Origin of the sequence: Allochromatium palmeri (assembly GCF_009720725.1) — a bacterium.
Taxonomy (GTDB): domain Bacteria; phylum Pseudomonadota; class Gammaproteobacteria; order Chromatiales; family Chromatiaceae; genus Thermochromatium; species Thermochromatium palmeri.
This window is the reverse complement of the sequence record NZ_WNKT01000001.1, coordinates 213,073-234,732: the sequence shown is the minus strand read 5'-3', so window position 1 is coordinate 234,732 and position 21,660 is coordinate 213,073. Positions and strand designations below refer to the sequence as shown.

General features: G+C 64.4%; 24 protein-coding genes. 15 read left to right on the top strand and 9 right to left on the bottom strand.

Annotation, left to right across the window (positions count from 1 at the left end):
- Positions 1–9 precede the first annotated feature (9 nt).
- Positions 10–1,494, top strand: a complete 1,485-nt coding sequence (ubiD, locus tag GJ668_RS01090; protein ID WP_155448253.1) for a 4-hydroxy-3-polyprenylbenzoate decarboxylase — start codon at positions 10–12, stop codon at positions 1,492–1,494.
- A gap of 16 nt (positions 1,495–1,510) precedes the next feature.
- Here ubiD and GJ668_RS01085 read toward each other — a convergent pair whose 3' ends face one another.
- The 4 genes from GJ668_RS01085 to GJ668_RS01070 form a co-directional block, all read right to left on the bottom strand.
- Complete coding sequence (locus GJ668_RS01085; protein WP_155448252.1) at positions 1,511–1,786, bottom strand: RNA recognition motif domain-containing protein; 276 nt, start codon at positions 1,784–1,786, stop codon at positions 1,511–1,513.
- Between the two features lie 227 nt (positions 1,787–2,013).
- Positions 2,014–2,241, bottom strand: coding sequence for a glycine zipper domain-containing protein (locus GJ668_RS01080; protein WP_155448251.1), 228 nt, complete (start codon positions 2,239–2,241; stop codon positions 2,014–2,016).
- A gap of 91 nt (positions 2,242–2,332) precedes the next feature.
- Positions 2,333–2,725 carry a Rap1a/Tai family immunity protein gene (locus GJ668_RS01075; protein ID WP_246194576.1) on the bottom strand — a complete coding sequence of 131 codons (393 nt, stop codon included), beginning with the start codon at positions 2,723–2,725 and terminating at the stop codon, positions 2,333–2,335.
- A 21-nt stretch (positions 2,726–2,746) separates the two neighbouring features.
- Positions 2,747–3,643 carry an SDR family oxidoreductase gene (locus tag GJ668_RS01070; protein ID WP_155448249.1) on the bottom strand — a complete coding sequence of 299 codons (897 nt, stop codon included), beginning with the start codon at positions 3,641–3,643 and terminating at the stop codon, positions 2,747–2,749.
- A 15-nt stretch (positions 3,644–3,658) separates the two neighbouring features.
- On the opposite strand from GJ668_RS01070, the gene GJ668_RS01065 reads away from it, so the two are divergent.
- The gene (locus GJ668_RS01065) at positions 3,659–3,946 is read left to right on the top strand and encodes a 2Fe-2S iron-sulfur cluster-binding protein (protein ID WP_155448248.1); all 288 of its coding nucleotides are present in this window, start codon (positions 3,659–3,661) and stop codon (positions 3,944–3,946) included.
- A gap of 139 nt (positions 3,947–4,085) precedes the next feature.
- Positions 4,086–4,751, top strand: coding sequence for a hypothetical protein (locus GJ668_RS01060; protein WP_155448247.1), 666 nt, complete (start codon positions 4,086–4,088; stop codon positions 4,749–4,751).
- Here the strand turns inward: GJ668_RS01060 and GJ668_RS01055 are convergent.
- From GJ668_RS01055 to GJ668_RS01045, 3 genes are all read right to left on the bottom strand, one after another.
- Positions 4,716–5,486, bottom strand: a complete 771-nt coding sequence (locus tag GJ668_RS01055; protein ID WP_155448246.1) for a uroporphyrinogen-III synthase — start codon at positions 5,484–5,486, stop codon at positions 4,716–4,718. The genes GJ668_RS01060 and GJ668_RS01055 overlap by 36 nt on opposite strands.
- A 3-nt stretch (positions 5,487–5,489) precedes the next feature.
- On the bottom strand, positions 5,490–6,416 hold the full coding sequence (hemC, locus tag GJ668_RS01050; RefSeq protein ID WP_155448245.1) for a hydroxymethylbilane synthase: 927 nt from the start codon (positions 6,414–6,416) through the stop codon (positions 5,490–5,492).
- A 259-nt stretch (positions 6,417–6,675) separates the two neighbouring features.
- A complete protein-coding gene (locus GJ668_RS01045) occupies positions 6,676–6,945 on the bottom strand; it encodes a hypothetical protein (RefSeq protein WP_155448244.1) in 270 nt (89 codons plus the stop codon).
- A gap of 225 nt (positions 6,946–7,170) precedes the next feature.
- Between GJ668_RS01045 and GJ668_RS01040 the strand changes: the two genes are divergently transcribed.
- The 4 genes from GJ668_RS01040 to GJ668_RS01025 are packed head-to-tail and all read left to right on the top strand — an operon-like array spanning position 7,171 to position 12,368.
- Positions 7,171–10,044: a 2-oxoglutarate dehydrogenase E1 component gene (locus GJ668_RS01040; protein ID WP_155448243.1), complete on the top strand. Its 2,874-nt coding sequence runs from the start codon at positions 7,171–7,173 to the stop codon at positions 10,042–10,044.
- On the top strand, positions 10,041–11,327 hold the full coding sequence (odhB, locus tag GJ668_RS01035) for a 2-oxoglutarate dehydrogenase complex dihydrolipoyllysine-residue succinyltransferase (RefSeq protein WP_155448242.1): 1,287 nt from the start codon (positions 10,041–10,043) through the stop codon (positions 11,325–11,327). Before GJ668_RS01040 ends, odhB begins: the two co-directional genes overlap by 4 nt.
- The gene (locus GJ668_RS01030; RefSeq protein WP_343032157.1) at positions 11,320–11,859 is read left to right on the top strand and encodes a retropepsin-like aspartic protease family protein; all 540 of its coding nucleotides are present in this window, start codon (positions 11,320–11,322) and stop codon (positions 11,857–11,859) included. Before odhB ends, GJ668_RS01030 begins: the two co-directional genes overlap by 8 nt.
- A complete protein-coding gene (locus GJ668_RS01025; RefSeq protein ID WP_155448241.1) occupies positions 11,856–12,368 on the top strand; it encodes a retropepsin-like aspartic protease family protein in 513 nt (170 codons plus the stop codon). The genes GJ668_RS01030 and GJ668_RS01025 overlap by 4 nt, the downstream gene beginning before the upstream one ends.
- Before the next feature lie 82 nt (positions 12,369–12,450).
- Here the strand turns inward: GJ668_RS01025 and GJ668_RS01020 are convergent, their stop codons facing one another.
- Positions 12,451–13,647: an ATP-binding protein gene (locus GJ668_RS01020; protein ID WP_155448240.1), complete on the bottom strand. Its 1,197-nt coding sequence runs from the start codon at positions 13,645–13,647 to the stop codon at positions 12,451–12,453.
- Positions 13,648–13,762: 115 nt separating this feature from the next.
- Here GJ668_RS01020 and GJ668_RS01015 point away from each other — a divergent pair, with 115 nt between their 5' ends.
- The 8 genes from GJ668_RS01015 to GJ668_RS00980 all read left to right on the top strand — a co-directional run bounded on the left by GJ668_RS01015 (position 13,763) and on the right by GJ668_RS00980 (position 20,103).
- Complete coding sequence (locus GJ668_RS01015; RefSeq protein ID WP_155448239.1) at positions 13,763–13,945, top strand: hypothetical protein; 183 nt, start codon at positions 13,763–13,765, stop codon at positions 13,943–13,945.
- A gap of 32 nt (positions 13,946–13,977) precedes the next feature.
- Positions 13,978–14,208: an AbrB/MazE/SpoVT family DNA-binding domain-containing protein gene (locus GJ668_RS01010; protein ID WP_155448238.1), complete on the top strand. Its 231-nt coding sequence runs from the start codon at positions 13,978–13,980 to the stop codon at positions 14,206–14,208.
- Positions 14,183–14,497, top strand: coding sequence for a type II toxin-antitoxin system PemK/MazF family toxin (locus GJ668_RS21060; protein WP_343032156.1), 315 nt, complete (start codon positions 14,183–14,185; stop codon positions 14,495–14,497). Before GJ668_RS01010 ends, GJ668_RS21060 begins: the two co-directional genes overlap by 26 nt.
- Before the next feature lie 85 nt (positions 14,498–14,582).
- Entirely contained in the window at positions 14,583–15,050 is a 468-nt protein-coding gene (locus GJ668_RS01000; RefSeq protein ID WP_155448237.1) for an alpha/beta hydrolase, read from the top strand.
- Positions 15,047–16,090, top strand: a complete 1,044-nt coding sequence (locus GJ668_RS00995) for an HlyD family secretion protein (protein WP_155448236.1) — start codon at positions 15,047–15,049, stop codon at positions 16,088–16,090. Before GJ668_RS01000 ends, GJ668_RS00995 begins: the two co-directional genes overlap by 4 nt.
- Before the next feature lie 28 nt (positions 16,091–16,118).
- Positions 16,119–17,855, top strand: a complete 1,737-nt coding sequence (locus tag GJ668_RS00990) for an ATP-binding cassette domain-containing protein (protein ID WP_155448235.1) — start codon at positions 16,119–16,121, stop codon at positions 17,853–17,855.
- Positions 17,855–18,985, top strand: coding sequence for an ABC transporter permease (locus GJ668_RS00985; RefSeq protein WP_155448234.1), 1,131 nt, complete (start codon positions 17,855–17,857; stop codon positions 18,983–18,985). The genes GJ668_RS00990 and GJ668_RS00985 overlap by 1 nt, the downstream gene beginning before the upstream one ends.
- Positions 18,985–20,103 carry an ABC transporter permease gene (locus GJ668_RS00980; protein WP_246194575.1) on the top strand — a complete coding sequence of 373 codons (1,119 nt, stop codon included), beginning with the start codon at positions 18,985–18,987 and terminating at the stop codon, positions 20,101–20,103. The genes GJ668_RS00985 and GJ668_RS00980 overlap by 1 nt, the downstream gene beginning before the upstream one ends.
- Before the next feature lie 76 nt (positions 20,104–20,179).
- On the opposite strand, the gene GJ668_RS00975 is transcribed toward GJ668_RS00980, so the two are convergent.
- Positions 20,180–21,493, bottom strand: a complete 1,314-nt coding sequence (locus tag GJ668_RS00975; protein ID WP_155448233.1) for a DUF3422 family protein — start codon at positions 21,491–21,493, stop codon at positions 20,180–20,182.
- Between the last annotated feature and the right edge of the window lie 167 nt (positions 21,494–21,660).

Here is a 21,660-nt window from a genome sequence, read left to right as displayed (position 1 = left end):
CGAACCCAGATGCAATACCGCGATCTGCGCGACTTCATCGACCAGCTCGAACAACGCGGCGAACTGCACCGCGTCCGCGTCGAGGTCGATCCCTATCTTGAAATCACCGAGATTTGTGACCGCACCCTGCGCGCGGGCGGACCGGCACTGCTGTTCGAGCGGCCCAAGGGTTCGAGGATTCCGCTGCTCGGCAATCTGTTCGGCACCCCCAAGCGGGTCGCGCTCGGCATGGGCGAGGAATCGGTTGAAGCACTGCGCGAGGTCGGGCGGCTGCTCGCCTTCCTCAAGGAACCTGATCCGCCCAAGGGCATGAAACAGGCCTGGGAGACGCTGCCGATCTTCAAGAAGGTGCTCGACATGGCACCCAAGGTACGGCGCAACCCGGCCTGTCAGGAGGTCGTGCTGAGCGGTGCAGAGATCGATCTCGGTCGGCTGCCGATTCAGCACTGCTGGCCGGGAGACGCCGCGCGGCTCATCACCTGGGGACTGGTCATCACGCGCGGGCCGGAGAAGTCGCGCCAGAATCTGGGCATCTACCGGATGCAGGTGCTCGGACCCAACCGCGTCATCATGCGCTGGCTGTCGCATCGCGGCGGGGCGCTCGATTTCCGTGACTGGCAGCGCGCCAATCCCGGCCAGCCCTTTCCGGTCGCGGTGGCGCTGGGCGCCGATCCGGCGACTATCCTCGGCGCGGTGACGCCGGTGCCGGATACGCTCTCGGAATATGCCTTCGCCGGCCTGCTGCGCGGCCGCCGCACCGAGCTGGCCACCTGTCTGGACTCCGATCTCCAGGTTCCGGCCAACGCCGAGATCGTACTGGAAGGCCATATTTACCCGGACGACATGGCCCCCGAGGGACCGTTCGGCGACCACACCGGCTATTACAACGAGGTCGATTCCTTCCCGGTCTTCACTATCGAGCGGATGACGCACCGGCGCGACCCTATCTATCACAGCACCTACACCGGCCGTCCGCCCGACGAACCGGCGGTGCTAGGCGTGGCGCTGAACGAAGTCTTCGTGCCGATCCTGCGCAAGCAGTTCCCTGAGATCCAGGACTTCTATCTGCCGCCCGAGGGCTGTTCCTACCGGCTCGCCGTGGTCAGCATCCGCAAGCAGTATCCGGGACACGCCAAGCGGGTGATGATGGGCGTGTGGTCGTTCCTGCGCCAGTTCATGTACACCAAGTTCGTGATCGTGGTCGACGAGGACGTAAACACACGCGACTGGACAGACGTCATCTGGGCCATGACCACGCGCATGGACCCGGCGCGCGATACTCTGATGATCGAGAACACGCCGATCGATTATCTGGATTTTGCCTCGCCGGTTTCAGGCCTAGGCTCGAAGATCGGTTTTGACGCCACCAACAAGTGGCCGGGCGAGACGACCCGCGAATGGGGGCAGCCGATCCGTATGGATGAGGCCATCCGCGAGCGGGTCGACCGGATCTGGGGGGACTTGGGGATACAGCTCGAACCGCGCCAACGCTGACGCGGTTCGAGGTCGATCAGTAGCGCCCGCCGCCTCCGCGCGGGCGTTCAGCGCGCGGTCGCGCTTCATTGACGGTTAGCTTGCGGCCTTTCATTTCGGTATCGTTCAGGGCCTTGATCGCTGCATCGGCCTCTGAGTTATTGGGCATGTCGACGAAGCCGAATCCTTTCGACTGACCCGAGAACTTATCCATAATCACCTCGGCGGAGGCCAGTTCACCGAACTGGCCAAAGATGTTCCGCAGTTCCTCGTCGTTCATGCTATAGGGCAGATTGCCTACGTAGATCCTCATCGCTTCTGTCTCTCGCGCTCATCATGGTGTGTGTCGATCGATCGATACCGCCGCGGGCCAACACACAAGCCGCCGCGACAGCCATGGAAACACGCCGACCACCCTGACAGCATTGGAGCCCTGGACTTGGCCGCCGACCGTCGTTTGAGCGAAAGCTAGTGGATGCGCGTCCTTGCGTCAACCAGGGTTCGACAAAAAACCGCAATTTCCGCCCGACTATTGTCGGACTAGTCGATATAGCCCTTTTCATGCTGGTCGTAGAGATAACCGCCCAGCGCGCCGACGCCGGCCCCGATCAGGGCGCCCTGACCGGCGTTAGCGGTCATCGAGCCGATGAGCGCACCGCCGGCCGCACCCATGGCCGCGCCGCTGCCCGTGCGACTGCCGGTGGTGGTGCCACAGCCGGCGAGTACCAGAGCCGCCGACAGAACGCCGATGAATGCCATGGTTTTCATGATGGAATACCCCTGTGTCGTTTCGTTCGATGACCGTGCCGGGTGCTCGCCCCAGCCCTTATCGTATTGAGTCCTGAATCGTGCGCTGGGTTCATTGGCGCCCACAGGGATACTTGGCCGCCAGCGCGCGCATCAGTCCAACGACGGGCTGTTCAGCCATCAGCGTGGCATCCTCGGACTTGCGATCGGCCCACGCGACGAACGCCTGCTTGCCGTCCTCGATGGTCGCACCCTTGGGATAACAGACCAGCCGCTTGAGCTTGCGGCGCGCACTGATCTCGTCGTGATACTGCACAGTCGCCTCGATGAAGGCGCGACAAGCCTGATTGGCCATCGCAAATCCGGGCATTTCCTCGGTCAGGGCACAGATCTCGTAGAGATTGGCCGTGGTATCGAAGCGGAAGGAGGCCTCGCTGGCCGCGCTTGCGCCCTGGCTGGTCAGGGTCGCGGCGCACAGCAGCGCCAGAGGTAGAGCGTGTTTCATCGTCATTGATCTCTCCAATTGTCACTCCATCGTCGGCCGGTGCAGGCCCTGTTCGCCGAGTGCCTGTGCCAACCCCTCGGTCAGGGTCGGATAGCGGCACTCGACACCCAACTCCTCACGCACACGGCGGTTGGACAGCCGCCGCGATTCGCTCATATAGCCCATCATACCCTCGGACAGATGCGCGGACGCCTCGGCCATGGTGACCAGCGGCGGACGCGGCAGACCGGCGGCCTCGGCCAGTTGCAGGAAATACTCGGTCATGGTGCTGGGATGGCCGTCGCTGACGTTGAAGATAGCACCATGGCGCCCGCGTTCCATCGCCGCGAGACAGATGGCGACCAGATCATCGACATGAATACGATTGCTGTACGGCGCCTCCTCGGGCCGCACCAGCGGCAGGCCGCGCCGCAAACGCTCCAGCGGCAGACGTCCAGGCCCGTAGATCCCCGCGACCCGCAACACGATCAGCTCGCCGCCCTGCTCCTGGCTCCAGCGGCGCAGACGCTCCTCGGCGTCCAGGCGTCTGAGCGAGCGCTCCAGGGTCGGGCGCGTCGGCCAGTCCTCGTCGACCCAGGCACCGCCACAGTCGCCATAGACGCCCGTGGTGCTGATGTAAACTAGGCGCCGGGGATGACCGGCCTGGTCGAAGGTTTCGATCAGGCGCTGAGTATGAAGATCCTCGCGCCCCTGAGCTGGCGGCGGGATCAGATGGAAGAGCCGTGTTCCGGCGAGCGAACAGGGCATGGATTCGGTGCCGGCCAGATCATGGCGCGCGGCCGTAATGCCGGCCGCCGCCAGCCGTTCCAGTCCGCTCTGACTCTGGACCAGACCGAGCACCGACTCGCCCCGATCGAGGGATTGGCGCGCCAGACGCTCGCCCACATATCCACAGCCTGCAATCACACTATCCTGCATGGGTTCCACTTCCGCATGAGTTTCAAGATCCAGATCCTACCCGATGGCCCAGCCTTCGAGGCCGCGCCCGACGAAACCCTGCTCAGGGCCGCACTGCGCCAGGGCATCGAGCTACCCAACGGCTGCCGGGGCGGCCATTGCGGGGCCTGCGCGGTCAAGCTCAAGAGTGGCTTCATTCACTACCCCAGCGGGCTGATCGAGGCGCTTGAGGGCGAGCCGGCCGGTACCTGTCTGACCTGTCAGGCGGTTGCGCATTCGGATTTGACCATCGAATGGGTGCCGCCGCCAACGCAGACGCGCTGAGCATGCTAGCCAGAAGACCGGTGACTTCGGCATACTGATACTGAGTACCAGCGCCGATGGCGCGCGACACTCTGCTTATAGTGCGCCGCATCCGCTTACTCTCTGAGGATACCGCGCCAATACTGGAGTCGATTGACTGATGTACCTCTTTGCGCGTGTTTTTCTCTCAGGTCTGCTCGCCCTGCTCGTCAGCGCCTGTGCCACCACTGGCCCGGTGTCCTCGGTTTGGACCCAGCCGGGTCAAGCGCCCAGACAGTACGAGCGGCTGGTGGTCTTCGGCGTGACCAACAATCCCAGGGTGCGGCGCGCCTATGAGGACCACTTCGTCCAACAGCTTCAGGTCCTTGGGGTCCAGGCCACGGCCGGACACGCGCTGGTTTCGGACCGGAATCTCGGGCGACTGACGCGGCTGACCGAGGGCTATGCGCGGGTCAAGGCCGATAGCGTCATCATCACCCATCTGATCGCCGATGAGTCGCCCGGCACTCAACCGGCCGCGCGCACCCAGTCGGTTCCAGATCACTACCGTCATCTAGTCGGCTATTTCAGTCAGGTCTACGAAGAGGTCTGCACGCCGGGCTATTACGCCGATCCCGAGTCGCTGCGGCTCGAAACCAACCTTTATGACGCCAAGCAGGAGCGGCTGGTCTGGTCCGGTCGCTCCCAGCGGCTCGATCCCAACTCGGAGCGCACCACCATCAGCCAGGTGATCGAGGAGATCGTCGTCCAGATGCAGCAGGATGGTTTTTTGCCTCAGCTGAATCCTGAATCAACCTCGGGTGGATGGCGACAGACCGATCAGTGAACCCAGAATAGCCGCATCCTCGGCACGCTCGGCGACGCGGACGGTCTGAAATCCAAGATCACGCGCCGTCTGGGCGGTGCGTTCGGCGATCACCACCAGCGGCGTGGCCAGCAGACGCGCCCGCCCATCCTGACCGAGCAGCTCGGCCAGATTGAGCAGTACCTCGTCACTGGTCGCCATCACGAAGTCGACCTCCTCGCGCCAACGTGCCAGGAGCGGCGCAACATCGACCGCTGGACGCACGCGCCGATAGACCTCGGCGAAGCGCACCTCGGCTCCACGCTCGGTCATGGCCTGGGCGAAGAGTCCACGCCCGCCCTCGCCGCGCACGATCAGCACCCGCTGGCCGCGCATGTCGGCCAGTTCCGGCATCTCCAGCAGCGCTTCACTCTCATAACGATCGTTCGGCACCAGATCAGGTGCGCGCCCAGCAGCCTCCAGCGCGCGCGCCGTGCCGCGTCCGACCGCCGCCACCCGCTCGACGTGCGGCCAGGTGCCGTCAGCGACCAGTGCCAACGCCTGTTCGACCGCGTTGGGACTGACGAAATACAGCAGATGCCAGGACTCGGCCAGAAGTGCTGTGGCATCGGGATCGTTGGTCGGCTCGATGGCGATGGTCGGAAAGCGGATGGCACGCCCGCCCGCCGATTCGATCAGGCGGCACAGCGGCTCGGCCTGACCGGCGGGACGGGTCACCAGCACACCGCGACCGGCAAGATCGGCAGGCAGGCTCATCGCTCAGTGCCCCATGATCGCGCTCAGGATGACATCAGCGCCCTGCCCGAGCAGATCCTCGGCCACGCGCACGCCGATCGCCTCGGCCTCGGCACGCGGTCCAGACGCCTCGGCACGCAGGATGCGCGTGCCGTCGGTGGTTCCGACCAGACCCTTGAGGATGAGCTGATCGCCGTCGAGCACCGCATGACCGCCGATCGGCACCTGACAGCCGCCGTTGAGCCGCGCGTTCATCGCACGCTCGGCGAGCACGCGGTCGGTGGTGTCGCGATCGGCCAGCGGCGCGATGAGCTGATGCACGCGCGCGTCGTCGATGCGGCACTCGATGCCGATGGCACCCTGACCGATGGCCGGCAACGAGTCGACCGGATCGATGCAGTCACGGATGCGCGACTCAAAACCGAGCCGGATCAGTCCGGCCGCCGCCAGGATGATGGCGTCGTACTCGCCGGCATCGAGCTTCGCCAGACGGGTGTTGACGTTGCCGCGCAGCGGCTCAATACGCAGATCGGGACGGCGATCGGCGAGCTGGCTCTGACGGCGCAGGCTGGAGGTGCCGACACAGGCGCCCTCGGGCAAGTCGGCCAGGCTGGCATAGGTGTTGGAGACGAAGGCGTCATAGGGATTCTCGCGCTCCATGATCACCGCCAGATGGAGTCCCTCGGGGAACTCGACTGGCACGTCCTTCATCGAGTGCACGGCGATGTCCGCCTCCCCGGCCAGCATCCCCTGCTCCAGCTCCTTGACGAACAGCCCCTTGCCGCCGACTTTCGACAGCGGCGAGTCGAGCAACTGGTCGCCCTTGGTGGTCATGCCGATGATCTCGACGGTGAGACCGGGATGGAGTGCCTTGAGCCGGGCGGTGACGTGCTCGGCCTGCCACATGGCCAGGGGGGATTTGCGGGTGGCGATACGAATGCTGTTGGACATGTTGGATCCTGGGGTCAAACCGCGTCCGATCATCGGCTCGACGCCGAGCCGGCGATGCAAGCATCGTCGTCGACGCGGTTCAAGATTGAAAACAAGATTGGCCAACCGCGTCGAGGCTGGTTCCGGATCGGCGGAAATGGCGTGGTTCCCACCGGAGACGACGCCTCACAACCAAACGGACGCGGCTTGGGTGGCGATTGTGTCACAGGATAGCGCGACAGGTCTCGGGATCGGTGCGCTGAAGGCACACTGAACGCCCTCAGCGCAGTTCGGCATGGTGCCGCCGGGTGTCGAGAATCTCCTTGGCGACGGCCTTGTGCAACAGCGTGAACAGCTTGCGCTGTGCGGCACGGTTGCTGCTAGTGGGTTCACCGATCAATTCGAGACGCGCCTGGAAATAGGCGATGTCGGCTTCGAGCTTGGCCAAGCGGATGCGCGTCTCGCGCAAACGCTGTACATGGCCCTGGTGGCGATCAAACGCGAAATCAGGGATTACAAGACGCTCGGCTGAATCCGGATCGTTTGGCATGGCTGTCTCGGGTTCGTCGGCTACAGCCGCACTGTCGACGCGAACCAACTATTTAATAACACGATCATTTCAATTGCTTTCATTGACCATAAGCGGTTTGTGACAGCGTGTCGGGTTCTGTGTCGAGTATGCTATAAAACCCGCGCGTCGGGCCGTATCCCGTGGAGCCGAGCCAGACTATCCACAATAAAAAATACACCACCAAAGGCAATCGAACACTTCAGCATGAGCACACTCCTAGACCTATTCCGAGGCTCCAGCGCGCTCTATGGCGGCAATGCGGCCTTTATCGAGGATCTCTACGAACGCTATCTGGTCGACCCGGAAAGCATCGATGTCGCCTGGCGCGCGCGCTTCGACGGCCTGCGCCGGGAGGCGGCCAACGAGCCGGCCACCGCCGAGACGCCACACGGCCCGATCCGCGACAACTTCCGGCGTCTCGCCCGTGAGCCACGCGCGCATGCCGCCAGCCGCGCGGTCGACTGTCTGGATCCGGCCGCCGCCGAGAAGCAGGCTGCCGTACTCAGTCTCATCAACGGCTATCGCTATCGCGGACATCAGGTCGCCGCCATCGACCCGATCCAGCTGCGTGAACCGCCGCGCATCGCCGATCTGGATCTGGCCTATCACAATCTGGAGCCAGACGACCTGGACAGCGTTTTCAACACGGGTTCGCTCTATGCCCCGGATCGCCTGCCGCTGCGCGAGATCGTCAGCATGGTCCAGGAGACCTACTGCGGCACGGTCGGCTCGGAGTACATGCATATCACCAGCACCCAGGAGAAGCGCTGGATCCAGAAGCGACTGGAGGGCTATCGCGCCCGGCCCGAGCTGGATACGGACGGTCGGCGCTGGCTGCTGACGCTCCTGACCGCCGCCGAGGGCATCGAAAAATATCTGCATCAGCGTTATGTCGGTCAAAAACGCTTTTCGCTCGAAGGCGGCGAAGCGCTCATCCCGCTGCTCGACGAGATGATCCAGCGCGCCGGACGCCAGGGGATGCAGGAGATCGTGATCGGCATGGCCCATCGCGGTCGGCTCAACGTGCTCACCAATATTTTCGGCAAGCCGCCGGCTGACATCTTCGACGAGTTCGAGGGCCGGGTCCAGATGGATTGGCGTCAGATGGCCGGCGACGTCAAGTATCACATGGGTTTTGCCACGGATGTCGAGACGCCCGGCGGTCTGGTGCATCTGGTGCTCGGTTTCAATCCCTCGCATCTGGAGATCATCAACCCGGTGATCGAGGGTTCGGTGCGTGCGCGCCAGCGCCGCCGGGGCGATCGGACCGGCGATCAGGTGCTGCCGGTGCTCATCCACGGCGATGCCGCCTTCGCCGGTCAGGGCGTGGTCATGGAAACGCTGCAACTGTCGCAGACGCGCAGCTATGGCACCGGCGGCACGGTGCACATCGTCATCAACAACCAGATCGGCTTCACCACCAGCCATCCGCTCGACGCGCGCTCCACGCCCTACTGCACCGATGTCGCCAAGATGGTGCAGGCGCCGGTGTTCCATGTGAACGGCGACGATCCCGAGGCGGTGATCTTCGTCACCCGACTGGCGCTCGACTTCCGCAACCAGTTCCACAAGGATGTCATCATCGACCTGATCTGCTATCGCCGGCTCGGGCACAACGAGGCCGACGAGCCGGCCGTCACCCAGCCGATGATGTACCAGAAGATCCGCCAGCATCCGACATCGCGCGCCGTCTATGCCGAGCGGCTGATCGCGCAGGGTCTGCTCACGCATGACGACGAACAGGCGATGGTCGCCGCCTATCGTCATTCCATCGAGCAGGGCGTGGTCATCGCCCGTCCGGTGCTCTGCGGGCTGGACAACATCTCGCGCGTCGACTGGAGTTTCTGTCGCGGGAAGCACTGGAACCAGGACATCGACACCGGCGTGCCGCTGGAGACAGTGCGCGCGCTCACCGAGTCCATACTGCGTCTGCCCGAGGGCTTCGAGCTGAATCCGCGCGTGGAGAAGATCTGGGACGAGCGACGCAAGATGGCCCTGGGCGATCAGCTCCTCAACTGGGGCTATGCCGAGAATCTGGCCTATGCCAGCCTGCTCGACGCCGGTATTCCGGTGCGGCTCTCGGGTCAGGACGTCGGACGCGGTACCTTCGTCCATCGTCATGCCAAGCTCCATGATCAGGTGACGGGCGAGGCCTACACGCCGCTCCAGCATCTGGGGCCGCATCAGGGCGCGTTCATCGCCATCGACTCCATCCTCTCCGAGGAAGCCGTGCTCGGCTATGAATACGGCTTCGCCACGGCCGAGCCGCACGCGCTCACGCTCTGGGAGGCCCAGTTCGGTGACTTCGCCAATGGCGCCCAGGTGGTCATCGATCAGTTCATCACCTCGGCCGGCACCAAGTGGGGTCTGTACTGCGGTCTGGTGATGCTGCTGCCGCACGGCATGGAGGGCCAGGGTGCCGAGCATTCGTCGGCGCGTCCCGAGCGCTTCCTGCAACTGTGCGCCGGGCACAACATCCAGGTCTGCGTGCCGACCACGCCGGCGCAGATGTTCCATCTGCTGCGCCGCCAGATGCTGCGTCCCTATCGCACGCCGTTGATCGTGATGACACCCAAGAGCCTGCTGCGGCATCGGCTCGCCGTCTCCTCGCTCGACGAGCTGACCCACGGCCAGTATCAGGTGCTGATCCCCGAGACCGACCCCATCGACCCGACCGAGGTCGAGCGCGTCGTCTTCTGTAGCGGCAAGGTCTACTATGATCTGCTGGAGGCACGGCGTGCGCGCGGTCAGACCAATGTCGCGCTGCTGCGCATCGAGCAGCTCTATCCCTTCCCCAAGGAAGCCTTCGCAAGCGCGCTCGAAGCCTATGCGCACGTCGAGGAGATCGTCTGGTGTCAGGAGGAGCCGCAGAATCAGGGCGCCTGGGATCAGATCAAGCATCGCTTCCACAACCTTATCCAGGAGGGCAAGCGGCCCTATTATGTCGGCCGCCCGGCCTCCGCCGCTCCGGCCGTCGGTCATCGCGCAGCCCATGTCGAACAGCATGAGCGTCTGATCGACGAGGCGCTGAGCGGTTACTACAACCCGACCATGAACCAAAGGATCCCGCCGCAATGAGTCTCGAAGTCCGCGTACCCGCCCTACCCGAATCCGTCGCCGATGCACGGGTGTTGACCTGGAGCAAACGGCCGGGCGAGGCGGTCAGGGAGGGCGAGAACCTGGTCGAGCTGGAGACCGACAAGGTGGTGCTGGAGGTACCGGCGCCGCGCGCCGGCGTGCTCGGCGAGATCCTGGCCGAGGAAGGCGCGCTGGTCCACACCGATGACGTCCTGGCCCTGATCAGCGAAGGGGCGGCGAGCACCGCCGCACCCGCGCCCAAGCCTGCCGCGCCGGTGAGCACGGCACCGGCCGCGACGCCCACGCCGCCCGCCGCCGCGTCCCCGCTGAACGTACCACCTCATGTCACGCCCTCGGCGCGTCAACTGGTCAAGGAACTGCATCTGGAGCCGAACCAGATCCCCGGCCGCGACGGGCGCATCCAGAAGGCCGATGTGCTCGCTTATCTGGACGCGCGCGAACATCAGGCGCCCGAGCGTCATCCCGACCTTTCGGGCGCATCCCGGACGACTGCCGCGCCATCGTCCTTCGCGGCGGCGCCGCTCGACACAGCGCCGACGCCCGCCCTCAGCGGCGAGGCCGGTCGCCCCGAGCAGCGTGTGCCCATGACCCGGTTGCGCGCGCGCATCGCCGAGCGGCTGCTCCAGGCGCAGCAGAACGCCGCGCTGCTGACCACCTTCAACGAGATCAACCTGGCCGCCGTCAATGCCCTGCGCGCGCGCTACAAGGAAACCTTCGAGCAGCGTCATGGCGCGCGTCTGGGTCTGATGTCGTTCTTCGTCAAGGCGGTGGTCGAAGCCCTGCAACGCTTCCCGGTACTCAATGCCGGTATCGACGGCGAGGACATCCTCTATCACGGCTATTACGACATCGGCATCGCCGTCAGCTCGCCGCGCGGTCTGGTGGTGCCCATTCTGCGCAACGCCGATCAGCTCGGCATGGCCGAAATCGAGCAGGGCATCGCTGAGTTCGGTCAGAAGGCCAAGGACGGAACACTCAGCTATGAGGAACTGACCGGCGGCACCTTCTCCATCACCAATGGCGGGGTGTTCGGTTCGCTGCTCTCCACGCCGATCCTCAACCCGCCGCAGAGTGCCATCCTGGGTCTGCACAAGATCCAGGAGCGTCCGATCGTCGAAGACGGCCAGATCGTGATTGCGCCCATGATGTATCTGGCGCTTACCTATGATCATCGGCTCATCGACGGGCGCGATGCGGTGCAGTTCCTGGTCGCGATCAAGGAGCTGCTGGAAGATCCGGCGCGGCTGCTGTTGCGTGTCTGACGAGGATCGCGTCCGCGATGACTGGCCCGCCCGTCTCGGTCGAGCCATGCTGTTCGGGGCCTGGATCTCCGGGCTGGCGGTGCTGGCGCTGTTTTTTCATCAATGGCTGGAGCGGGACAACAATCCCAATCCGCATCCACTCACGCTCCAGGGGGCCGATGGCGTCGTCGAGGTGGTGCTCCAGCGCAATCGGGCCGGGCACTATGTCGCGAGCGGCAGGATCAATGGCGAGCCGGTGCGCTTTCTGGTCGATACGGGCGCAACGGATGTGGCGCTGTCGCTGGATCTGGCGCGGCGGTTGGATCTGCGGCTCGGTCCCGAGGGCAGCAGCCGCACAGCCAACGGGATCACCCGCACCTGGTCGACGCGGCTGGCGCAGGTCGAACTCGGCGGACTGGTCGCGCATGGCGTGCGCGCGAGCGTGTTGCCGAACATGCCGGGCGACGAGGTGTTGCTGGGCATGAGTTTTCTCAAGCCGCTCGAACTCATCCAGCGCGGCAACACCCTGACTCTGCGAGGTACCATGCCTTGAAGGTTCCTGGATTCTTTCGCTATGGCCGTCTCGTTGTCATCGCCCTGCTGGGGCTGGCCATCGTGCTGGTGTTGAGCCAGGTCGGTCGCCGTGGCAATCCCAATCCGCGTCCGGTGGCCTATCTGGGCAGCGATGGCGTGCCCGAGGTAATGCTCGAACAGAACCAGCTCGATCAGTATGTGGTCACTGGACGGATCAATGGTGAGCGTATCGAGTTTCTGATCGACACGGGGTCGGCTGATGTCGCCCTGCCCTATGCTGTGGCGCAACGGCTCGGTCTGCGATTGCATCCGGGGGCGGTGAGCAAGACCGGCAATGGCAATGTGCGCAGTTGGACGGCCTGGCTCGACAGTGTCGATGTCGGTGGGCTGGTCGCGCAGCAGGTCAAGGCGACCGTGCTGCCAAATATGGCCGGCGAGCAGGCGTTGCTCGGGATGGCGTATCTCAAGCATATGGAGGTGTGGCTGGCTGGGGGACAGATGCGGTTGCGGCCGTATGTCAGCCCTTGAAGCCCTGGATCTCATCGGGTCGCTGGCCGAACAGGGCTATCGCGCCGAACCCGTGGCCGGCGCCGATGCGCCGCTCAGCGCATCAGAACGGATCTTCCTCAGTGACCAAGTCGAGATCGCCGGGCGTCCCCTGTGGTGGCCAGCGACCATCCTCGACCCGTTTTTCGAACCAACGGTGCATGGCGGCATCATCCACGGCATATTCGCCCCGCGCCGATTTCCAGACCAGTGCCGGGGTGCGCTGTCGCAAGGCTTCGAGCGCATTTTGTGCCTTCTGTGCCGTGACCTTGACACCGGTTTTCTCTCGGTAGAAACGCAGTGCCTCCACGTCATAGGGCCGAAATCTTGGCCCCTGTTCCAGCAGACGCCAGAGGATGGCTCGTTCGAGTGGTTTCAGGCCCAGATACTCGGATTCCATCTGAGCTTCATCATCCGCTCGACGCTGAGCCGCCGCCTCCAGCACTGCCTGCTCAAAACGGATGGTTAGTCCAGACAGCGGACTCAGCGCCTGTCCGAGCGCCTCCATGAAAAACTGCGGGCGACATCCAAAGGCCTGAAAGGCGTCGAACAATTTGACCTCATCCACGGGTGCCAGATTGGAGCGCTGGGCTTCGATCAGGTGCGCGAGATAGTCGATGAAACCTTGGTCCAGCTCAGGCATTCGCTGGATCTGCGAGCCATAGAAGGGTGCGCCGTTAGTATTGACCAGGCGCAGCAGTTTGTCCCGATCCGACCCCGACATCACCAGCATCAGATGGATCTCGCCGGGCCGGTTGATCTGATCGCGCGCCGATTTGAGCGCGGCCATTGTTGTATCCCCAGCCTCGCTGGTTAAGGCCTGTTGCGCCTCGTCGATGATCAGGGCTACGGGGGCCTGTGTCGTCTCATGCAGTGCGCGCAGCGCATCAGGCAGGGTGGCGCCATCCTGCCGGCCGATCCTGGTCGTATCGAGCTTGACGCCGGCAATACTCACGCTTTCCAGGCCGGCCGATTTGACGGTCTTAGCCAGCTTGCCCAAGCGGGCCTGCAAGGTTCGGCCAATGGCCTCTGTGATCAACATGCCGGGATCGCGGCGCAGATCCGCCCACAGATCCACATAGATAACCACGACTCCCTGTCGCTCCAGCGTTGGTTTCAGGTCGGACTGCAAGAAGGTGGATTTGCCGGTTCGGCGTGGCGCGGCGAGAAACAGGCCATTGTGGGCATCGCTGAAGATAGTCTTGCCCTGGAGGGCCGCCGCCAGCGCTTCAGCCAGTTCTGTGCGGGGATAGTGGATCATGAAATTATCGATCTTTATCCAAATAAAGATAATTTATCCGATTCAGAATAAAAATCAATAATTTTGCACCCGCCCTGATCAGCGGCCTGATCGCGTCTAATCACCTGGACGCAACATGTACTCGCTGAACAAGCCGGACGATTTCATCCCGGCGATGGTCGAATTCCTTGGCGACCAGCAGTATCGTGTACACTACCTGCGCCAACCCTTTATCCGGGAGCCGGATTTTGGCGTCACCAGCGTCAACTACAGCTTTGCCGAATTGCTGGCCCGAGCGGAGGCGTTGGTACTACCGTAATGCGGTAATACTTGCACAGCTCGGAGGGTTCAATGGGTCACATCGTCAAAATCACAACCAAGGGTCAGACCACCATCCCCCAAGACGTGCGTGCCGCCCTGCATGTCTCCCCTGGAGACTATGTTTCCTGGGAGATGGCCGAAGACGGCAGCGCCCGTGTGCGCCGTGTGCAACCGCTTGATATCGATTATCTGCGTGCCATTGAAGGCACCCTCTCCGAATGGGCTGGGGAGAACGATGAGGCCGCCTACCGTGATCTTTGAGCGCTACACCGTGGTGCGAGTGCCTTTTCCATTCACTGACCGCACGGCGACCAAGAACCGGCCGGCTTTGGTGCTCTCCGACGCTGAAGCCTTCAATACACCAGTCGGCCACTCGGTGATGGCCATGATCATCTCTCAATCCAACGCCCCTTGGCCTCTCGACTGCCCGCTCACGATGTACTGCGGAGTGACGCCAAGCTCAAACGCAAGGCCAAGACGCGGCTCAAGGCCCGGCGCAAGGTCTGGGATGAGGCCAGGGCGCTCGCTGAAAAGGCCCAGGGCACGTTGATCGACGCGCCGGTGCCAGGCCCCAAACTTTTCAAAAAACGCGCCTACAATCTCCAGAGACTTGACACTCAAATGGTTGCGAATCGATGAAAATTCTATTTTTACACGGATGGCACTCAACCCCAGGCGGCATGAAACCTTCGTTTCTACAAAGCCTGGGGCATGAGGTGCTCAATCCCGCCCTGGATGACGATGACTTTCAGTTGGCGGTCGACGTCGCCCAAGCCGCTTATGATCAGCATGCTCCCGATATCATCGTCGGCTCCTCGCGCGGCGGCGCCGTGGCCATGCACCTAGCGTCCCGAGACACCCCCTTGGTGCTGCTGTGTCCGGCCTGGCGCAATCACGGCAGGATCGATCGCGTCAAACCTGAAACCTGGATTTTGCATTCACAGCAGGATGACGTCGTGCCCTATGTCGACTCGGAACGGCTGCTGGCACACAGCGGCCTGCCGGCATCGCGGCTGATCACCACAGGCTCCGATCATCGCCTGGTCGACCCGGATTCCCTGGAAGCCTTGCGATCCCTCTGCGCCGCAATCTCAAACGCATGAAGAAACCTTTAGTGTTCATCGGCCTGTTGCTGCTAGCGGCGGCACTGGTCTATCTGTTCGGACTCAAACGCTCGACCAACGAGTCGGACAGCAGTCGTCTGACACTCTACGGCCATATCGACGTGCGTCAGGTCGATCTGGCGTTCGAGGTCAGCGGACGCATCGAATCCATGGTCGTATCCGAGGGTGCGTCCGTCACGCGCGGCGAGAAACTGGCCCAGCTCGATGCACGCCGTCCGACACTCGCACACACGATGGCCGAGGCACGGGTCGAGGCCCAGCGCGCCGAGTTGCGCAAGCTCCTGGCCGGCGCGCGCGCCGAGGAGATCGCCAAGCTGCGCGCCGATCTGGAAGCCACTCGGACCGAGGCGACCAACGCCCGCCATCATGCCGAGCGTTCCAAGGAACTGGCCGCGCGCAAGCTCGTCTCGCCGCAAGATTACGACGACGCGCGCAGCGTGGCCGAGGCGGCCGAGGCCCGCGCCGGAGCCGTGCAAGCCAGTCTGGATCTGATGCTGGCCGGCACGCGCGCGGAAGACATCGACGCGGCGCGCGCGAGTCTGCGGGTGCTGGAAGCCGAGTTGAACTCGGCGACGATCGATCTGGAAGAGACGACGCTCAAGGCGTCAGCGGCTGGCGTCATCCAAAACCGGCTCCTGGAGCCGGGCGACATGGCCTCGGCACAACGCTCGGTCTTCCGGCTCACCCTGACCGAACCCCTGTGGGCGCGCGTCTATCTCGCCGAGCCGGATCTGGGTCGCGTCAAGCCGGGGCAGCCGGCCGCCGTTTTCAGCGACAGCTTTCCGGGGCGCGCCTATCTCGGCTGGGTCGGCTACATCGCCCCGACCGCTGAGTTCACCCCCAAAACGGTGCAGACCACCGAGTTGCGTACCGATCTCGTCTATCAGGCGCGGGTGTTCGTTTGCAACCCGCGCGGCGAACTACGCCAGGGAATGCCGGTGACGGTCGAGATCGACCTGACCGCCGCGCCGCTCGCCGCGCCCGGCTGTCCCGCCGAACCCGGTTCGAGCCAACCCTGATCGCCACCCGACCGGTCGCGAGCACCCCATGACGGCTCCTGAGTCCCCCACCCCGCTGCGCATCGAGCGGCTCGTCAAGCGTTTTCAGAGCGACGGGCGCCGGGTCGAGGCGCTCGCCGAGGTCTCCTCCACGCTAGCGCCTGGCGTCGTCACCGGACTGGTCGGCCCCGATGGTGCCGGCAAGACAACGCTGATGCGCGTGGTCGCGGGTCTGCTGCGGCCGGATGCCGGACGGGTCGAGGTGCTGGGGCTGGATGTCGCGCGCGATCCGCTCGCCGTGCAATCGTGCATCGGCTACATGCCGCAGCGCTTCGGACTCTACGAGGATCTGAGCGTGCGCGAGAACCTGGATCTCTATGCCGATCTCCACCAGGTGCCCGAGGCCGCGCGGACCGAGCGCTATGCGCGCCTGATGGACATGACCGGACTCGCGCCCTTCATGAGCCGTCTGGCCGGTCGGCTCTCGGGCGGGATGAAACAGAAACTGGGTCTGGCCTGCACGCTCGTCGAACCACCGCGCCTGCTGCTGCTCGACGAACCGACGGTCGGGGTCGATCCGGTGTCGCGGCGCGAGCTGTGGTCGATCGTCGATCAACTGGTTCAGCAGGACGCCATGAGCGTGCTGCTCTCGACGGCCTATCTGGACGAGGCCGAACGCTGCACCGATGTGATCCTGTTGCACGCCGGGCGGCTGATCGACCAGGGACCGCCCGCGCGCTTCAGCGAACCGCTACGCGGTCGGGTGTTCCAGGTCAGCGCCACGCCCGCCACCCGCCGCGCGCGCCGCGCCGAGCTGAGCCGACAGCCGGGCGTGGTCGATGCCGTGCTTCAGGGCGAGTCGATCCGCGTTATCCTCGACGCGACGAGCGCGCGCGAGCGCCAGCCCGATCTGAGCGACTGGCAGGCCGTCGCGCCGCGTTTCGAGGACGGATTCGTCGACCGGCTGAGCAGCGGAGCACGAGCCGCCCCGCTGTCGGTCTCCAGTTCGCGAACGAAGACGCGCGCAACGGGCACGGCGATCGAGGTCGAGTCACTGAGCCGCGTTTTCGGGGATTTCGTGGCCGTGAAGGGCGCAAGCTTCAGCGTCGCGGCGGGCGAGGTCTTCGGCCTGCTGGGCGCCAATGGCGCGGGCAAGACCACCACCTTTCGGATGCTGTGCGGACTGCTGCCGCCGAGCGCGGGCCAGGTGCGCGTGGCCGGTGTCGATCTGCGCCGCGCGCCGGCCGAGGCGCGCGGGCGCGTCGGCTATATGTCGCAGAGCTTCGCGCTCTATACCAATCTGACGGTGCGCCAGAACCTCGAGTTCTTCGCCCGCGCCTATGGACTGCGCGGACCCCAGGTTCGGGCGCGGATCGATTGGGCGTTCGCGTCCTTCGAACTCGAGGCGCTGTCCACGACTGACAGCGGTGCCCTGCCCCTCGGCTACAAACAGCGTCTGGCCATGGCCGCTGCGCTCATGCACGAGCCGGACATCCTCTTTCTCGACGAGCCAACCTCGGGGGTCGATCCGCTGGCGCGGCGCGAGTTCTGGGATCGCATCAACGCTTTGGCTGAGGACGGCGTGACCATCCTGGTGACGACGCACTTTCTGCAGGAGGCCGAATACTGCGATCGGCTTGCGATCCTCGCCGCCGGCGAGATCCTGGCCCTGGGCACGCCCGCTGAGATCAAGACGCGGGCCGCGACCCCGGAGCACCCCTGTCCCGAGCTGGAGGACGCCTTTATCCGGCTCATCCAGACGCACGAACCTGGAGGAGGCAGCTGATGGCGCCGTGGTTTTCACGCCGACTGCGCGGCTTGCTGCGCAAGGAGTGGTTGCAGATCCTGCGCGACCCATCGAGTCTGGCCATCGCCTTTGTCCTGCCGGTCGGGCTGCTGTTGCTGTTCGGCTATGGCGTGTCGCTCGATTCCAAGCGGGTGCCGGTCGGACTGGTGATCGAACAGCCGAGCGCCTCGGCCCAGTCGTTCGTCGCGGCCTTTCAACGCTCGGTCTACTTCGCGCCACGCCTGTATCACACACTCCAGGACGGACGCGCGGCCGTGCGCGCACATCAGGTCAAGGGGTTGGTGGTGCTGCCGAGCGATTTCAGCCAACGCCTCGCCCGCGCCGACTCGGACGCGGCACCGATCGGCGTCATCCTCAATGGCGTGGATGCCAACTCAGCGCGTCTGCTGCACGGCTATATCCAGGGGGCCTGGTCGAACTGGCTGGAGCAGGAGCGCGACGCACGCGGCCTGAGCCTGACGCCGGTCGTCGCGCCCGAGGTCCGCATCTGGTTCAATCCGGAGCTGGAGAGCCGCCACTATCTGGTGCCCGGACTGTTGGTGATCAACATGACCCTGGTCGGTGCGCTGCTCACGGCGCTGGTGTTCGCGCGCGAGTGGGAACGCGGCACGCTGGAGGCGCTGCTGGTCACGCCCGTGACCCTCAACGAGATCCTGATCGGCAAGCTGCTGCCCTATTTCGTGCTCGGTCTGGGCGGGATGGTGCTGTCGGTCCTGATGGCGCTGGGGCTGTTCGGGGTGCCGCTGCGTGGCTCGTTCTGGGTGCTGGCGCTGTGCTCGACGCTCTTTCTGCTCACCGCGCTCGGCATGGGGTTGCTGATCTCGATCATCACCCGGAATCAGTTCCTCGCCGGCATGATCGCGCTGCTCGTGACCTTTCTGCCGGCCTTTCTGCTCTCGGGGTTTCTGTTCGACATCGACAGTATGCCGACGCTGGTGCGCGGCCTGACCCATCTGGTTCCGGCGCGCTATTTCGTGACCATCCTTCAGACGCTGTTTCTGGCCGGGGATGTCTGGAGCGTGATCCTGCCGAACGCCGCCGCGCTGGCGCTGATGGCAACGGTCTTGCTCGGCCTCAGTCGCCGCCGGCTGCACAAGCGGCTCGAATAATGATGACGCTGTTCACGCGCCTGTGGGCGCTGACGATCAAGGAATTCCTGGCGCTGTTTCGCGACAAGCGCAGTCGGGTCGTGGTGATCGTGCCGCCGCTGATACAACTGCTGGTGTTCGGCTATGCGGCCTCCTTCGACCTGAACCACATCGAGTATGCCGTGCTCGATCGCGACGGCGGCGCGGCCGCGCGTGAGCTGCTCGCCCGCTTCGAGGGTGCGCCGAGCTTCGCCTTCGCCGGCCATCTGCGCCATCCCGACGAGATCGCTACGCAGATCGACCGGCGCGCCGTGCGGCTGGTGATCCAGATCCCGCCGCGCTTCAGTGCTGATCTGAGCGCCGGACGCACGGCGCCGCTCCAGATCCTGATCGATGGACGCAACTCCAACAGTGCCCAGGTGATCAACAACGACGTCGCGCGCATCCTGGCCGACTTCAACCGCGACTGGGCACAGGCGCACGGCCGGCCAGGGCTGCCGACGCGGCTCATCATTCGCGCCTGGTACAACCCCAATCTGGAGAGCCGCTGGTTCTTCGTCTCGGGGCTGGTGGGTCTGTTGACCCTGGTCGTGACTCTGATGTCGACGGCCTTATCAGTGGCGCGCGAACGTGAACAGGGCACCTTCGACCAACTGCTGATGACACCCCTGAGTCCAGTCGAGATCCTGATCGGCAAGGCCCTGCCCGGGGTGCTGGTCGGGGTCTTCGAAGCCTCGCTGGTGCTGACGATTGCGGTGTTCTGGTTCGCGGTGCCGCTGACCGGGGATCTTGGGGCGCTCTATGCCGGCGCGCTGCTGTTCGCGCTGGCGAGCGTGGGGATCGGGCTGATGATCTCCTCGCTCGCCGCCACGCTCCAGCAGGCGCTGCTCGGGGCTTTTCTGTTCATGGTGCCGGCGGTGATCCTCTCGGGATTTGCCACGCCGATCGACAACATGCCGCCGGCGGTGCAGACCCTGACCCTGATCGATCCGTTGCGTTACTACCTCGTGATCCTGCGCGGTGTCTTTCTCGAAGGCGCCGGTTTCGCTCAGGTAGGCCCGCAACTGTGGCCACTCGGCCTGATCGCGCTGTTCACGCTCGGCGCGGCCGGGTGGCTGTTTCGGCATCGGCGGTATTGAGCCGGACTTACAGACGGACATCGCCGCGTCCGGGTGATGGGCTCGATTGAGCGTCCCGCCGACGCTGGACGCCGCGCTAGATTTTCGTGTGCTCGGACTTGAGCAAACGCGCCTTCATGCGCCGGATCCCGAACCAGGCGATCAGCACCACCAGCGGCGCGGCCACCCCCGTGGCATAGGTGGCATCGAACATAAACGGCACGCCATAGGCCTCCAGCCCCTTGAACAGATAGCCCAGCAATCCAACGCCGTAATAACCGATGGCGATCACCGATAACCCCTCGACCGTCTCCTGGAGCCGCAGTTGCAGCTTGGCGCGCTGGTTCATGGATTCGAGCAGACCGCGATTCTGTTTCTGTAGCTCGACCTCAACGCGCGCGCGCAACAGACTGGTCAGACGCGCCGCACGCTCGGCCAGTCCCTGCTGGCGCTTGGCGGTCGAATCACAGGTGGCGACCGCCGGGGTCAGACGCGCGTCGAGAAACTCGCTGAAGGTCTGCAAGCCCTCGATGCGCCGCTGGCGCAATTGATCCAGGCGCTGCATGACCACGCCGTAATAGGCGCGTGAAGCCTCGAAGCGATAGCTGGTGCGGGCGGCCACGGCCTCGATCTCGGCGGCCAGATCGGTCAGCTCGGCCAGCAGTTCGCTCTCAGGAACCTCGCTCCTGCGATCTTCCTGGCAGGCCATGCGCGAGGAAACGGCCACCAGACGCCGCTCGGCATCGCTCAGACAGGCATTGGCCTCGCGGGCCGGCGGCAGCCCCAGCAACGCCATGGCCCGATAGGAGCTGACCTCCAGGATACGCTTGGCCAAGCGCCCGGCCTGATTGGGTGAGAGTCCCTGATCGCGCAGCAGGATGCGCGAGAATCCATCCGCATGGATGCGCAGATCCGAATACGCGCGTGCCAGACCGCCGACCACTTCGGAACCGATCACCGGATTGCCGCCGAATAGCGCGCTCAACTCTTCGAGCGAATACTCCTGCTCCGCCGCCGGTTCGAGCGCCAGCGAAACAGCCGCAATGACCTCGCCCGGAATCCCGACGAGCCATTCGTTCGGCAGTTGCGCTGTCGCCGGATTCGCGAAGGGATGCGTGAACTCGCCCGGCAGACTGAAGGTATAGCTGACAAACTCAGTGTGACGCTCCCAGAGCAGGCGGATGTCACCGAGCCTGACCATGTAATACTGCTCGACGCGCTCCGGGCGCGGCACGCCATGATGCTCGAGCAGCTCGTACAGGTGGCGCACGGTGCGACCGCTCCCACGCTCGCCGCAGACAGCCGCGATGTGTGAAAGACGCGCCGGCACTTGCAGTGGCATATAGGTGCGCGCATGCAGTTCGGTGACGAGCGAGTGGCGCAGTGAATGCTCCTTGAAGGGCAATAGCATGGGCGGAGATCTCCTGGATGAATGATGAAGCTGGAATTGGCGCTAAGTATCGCCTTGAAACACGTCGTTTAGAACCATTCCGCGTCAGCGCCTTTCGAGGGCGACGGACACGCGCGATTGGGACCGAGACGCTGGCGGCGTCATAAAGCCGGGTTTGGTCTGGTATC

What these genes read in the sequence shown, in the direction of transcription:
- GJ668_RS01085 (WP_155448252.1), bottom strand. Translation starts at nt 1,786, where the DNA reads ATGAGGATCTACGTAGGCAATCTGCCCTATAGCATGAACGACGAGGAA.
- GJ668_RS00990 (WP_155448235.1), top strand. Translation starts at nt 16,119, where the DNA reads ATGACGGCTCCTGAGTCCCCCACCCCGCTGCGCATCGAGCGGCTCGTC.
- GJ668_RS01000 (WP_155448237.1), top strand. Translation starts at nt 14,583, where the DNA reads ATGAAAATTCTATTTTTACACGGATGGCACTCAACCCCAGGCGGCATG.
- GJ668_RS01060 (WP_155448247.1), top strand. Translation starts at nt 4,086, where the DNA reads ATGTACCTCTTTGCGCGTGTTTTTCTCTCAGGTCTGCTCGCCCTGCTC.
- GJ668_RS01040 (WP_155448243.1), top strand. Translation starts at nt 7,171, where the DNA reads ATGAGCACACTCCTAGACCTATTCCGAGGCTCCAGCGCGCTCTATGGC.
- ubiD (WP_155448253.1), top strand. Translation starts at nt 10, where the DNA reads ATGCAATACCGCGATCTGCGCGACTTCATCGACCAGCTCGAACAACGC.
- GJ668_RS01055 (WP_155448246.1), bottom strand. Translation starts at nt 5,486, where the DNA reads ATGAGCCTGCCTGCCGATCTTGCCGGTCGCGGTGTGCTGGTGACCCGT.
- GJ668_RS01075 (WP_246194576.1), bottom strand. Translation starts at nt 2,725, where the DNA reads ATGAAACACGCTCTACCTCTGGCGCTGCTGTGCGCCGCGACCCTGACC.
- GJ668_RS00985 (WP_155448234.1), top strand. Translation starts at nt 17,855, where the DNA reads ATGGCGCCGTGGTTTTCACGCCGACTGCGCGGCTTGCTGCGCAAGGAG.
- GJ668_RS00995 (WP_155448236.1), top strand. Translation starts at nt 15,047, where the DNA reads ATGAAGAAACCTTTAGTGTTCATCGGCCTGTTGCTGCTAGCGGCGGCA.
- GJ668_RS00980 (WP_246194575.1), top strand. Translation starts at nt 18,985, where the DNA reads ATGATGACGCTGTTCACGCGCCTGTGGGCGCTGACGATCAAGGAATTC.
- GJ668_RS01020 (WP_155448240.1), bottom strand. Translation starts at nt 13,647, where the DNA reads ATGATCCACTATCCCCGCACAGAACTGGCTGAAGCGCTGGCGGCGGCC.
- hemC (WP_155448245.1), bottom strand. Translation starts at nt 6,416, where the DNA reads ATGTCCAACAGCATTCGTATCGCCACCCGCAAATCCCCCCTGGCCATG.
- GJ668_RS01080 (WP_155448251.1), bottom strand. Translation starts at nt 2,241, where the DNA reads ATGAAAACCATGGCATTCATCGGCGTTCTGTCGGCGGCTCTGGTACTC.
- GJ668_RS01010 (WP_155448238.1), top strand. Translation starts at nt 13,978, where the DNA reads ATGGGTCACATCGTCAAAATCACAACCAAGGGTCAGACCACCATCCCC.
- GJ668_RS01065 (WP_155448248.1), top strand. Translation starts at nt 3,659, where the DNA reads ATGAGTTTCAAGATCCAGATCCTACCCGATGGCCCAGCCTTCGAGGCC.
- GJ668_RS01045 (WP_155448244.1), bottom strand. Translation starts at nt 6,945, where the DNA reads ATGCCAAACGATCCGGATTCAGCCGAGCGTCTTGTAATCCCTGATTTC.
- GJ668_RS00975 (WP_155448233.1), bottom strand. Translation starts at nt 21,493, where the DNA reads ATGCTATTGCCCTTCAAGGAGCATTCACTGCGCCACTCGCTCGTCACC.
- GJ668_RS01070 (WP_155448249.1), bottom strand. Translation starts at nt 3,643, where the DNA reads ATGCAGGATAGTGTGATTGCAGGCTGTGGATATGTGGGCGAGCGTCTG.
- odhB (WP_155448242.1), top strand. Translation starts at nt 10,041, where the DNA reads ATGAGTCTCGAAGTCCGCGTACCCGCCCTACCCGAATCCGTCGCCGAT.
- GJ668_RS01015 (WP_155448239.1), top strand. Translation starts at nt 13,763, where the DNA reads ATGTACTCGCTGAACAAGCCGGACGATTTCATCCCGGCGATGGTCGAA.
- GJ668_RS21060 (WP_343032156.1), top strand. Translation starts at nt 14,183, where the DNA reads ATGAGGCCGCCTACCGTGATCTTTGAGCGCTACACCGTGGTGCGAGTG.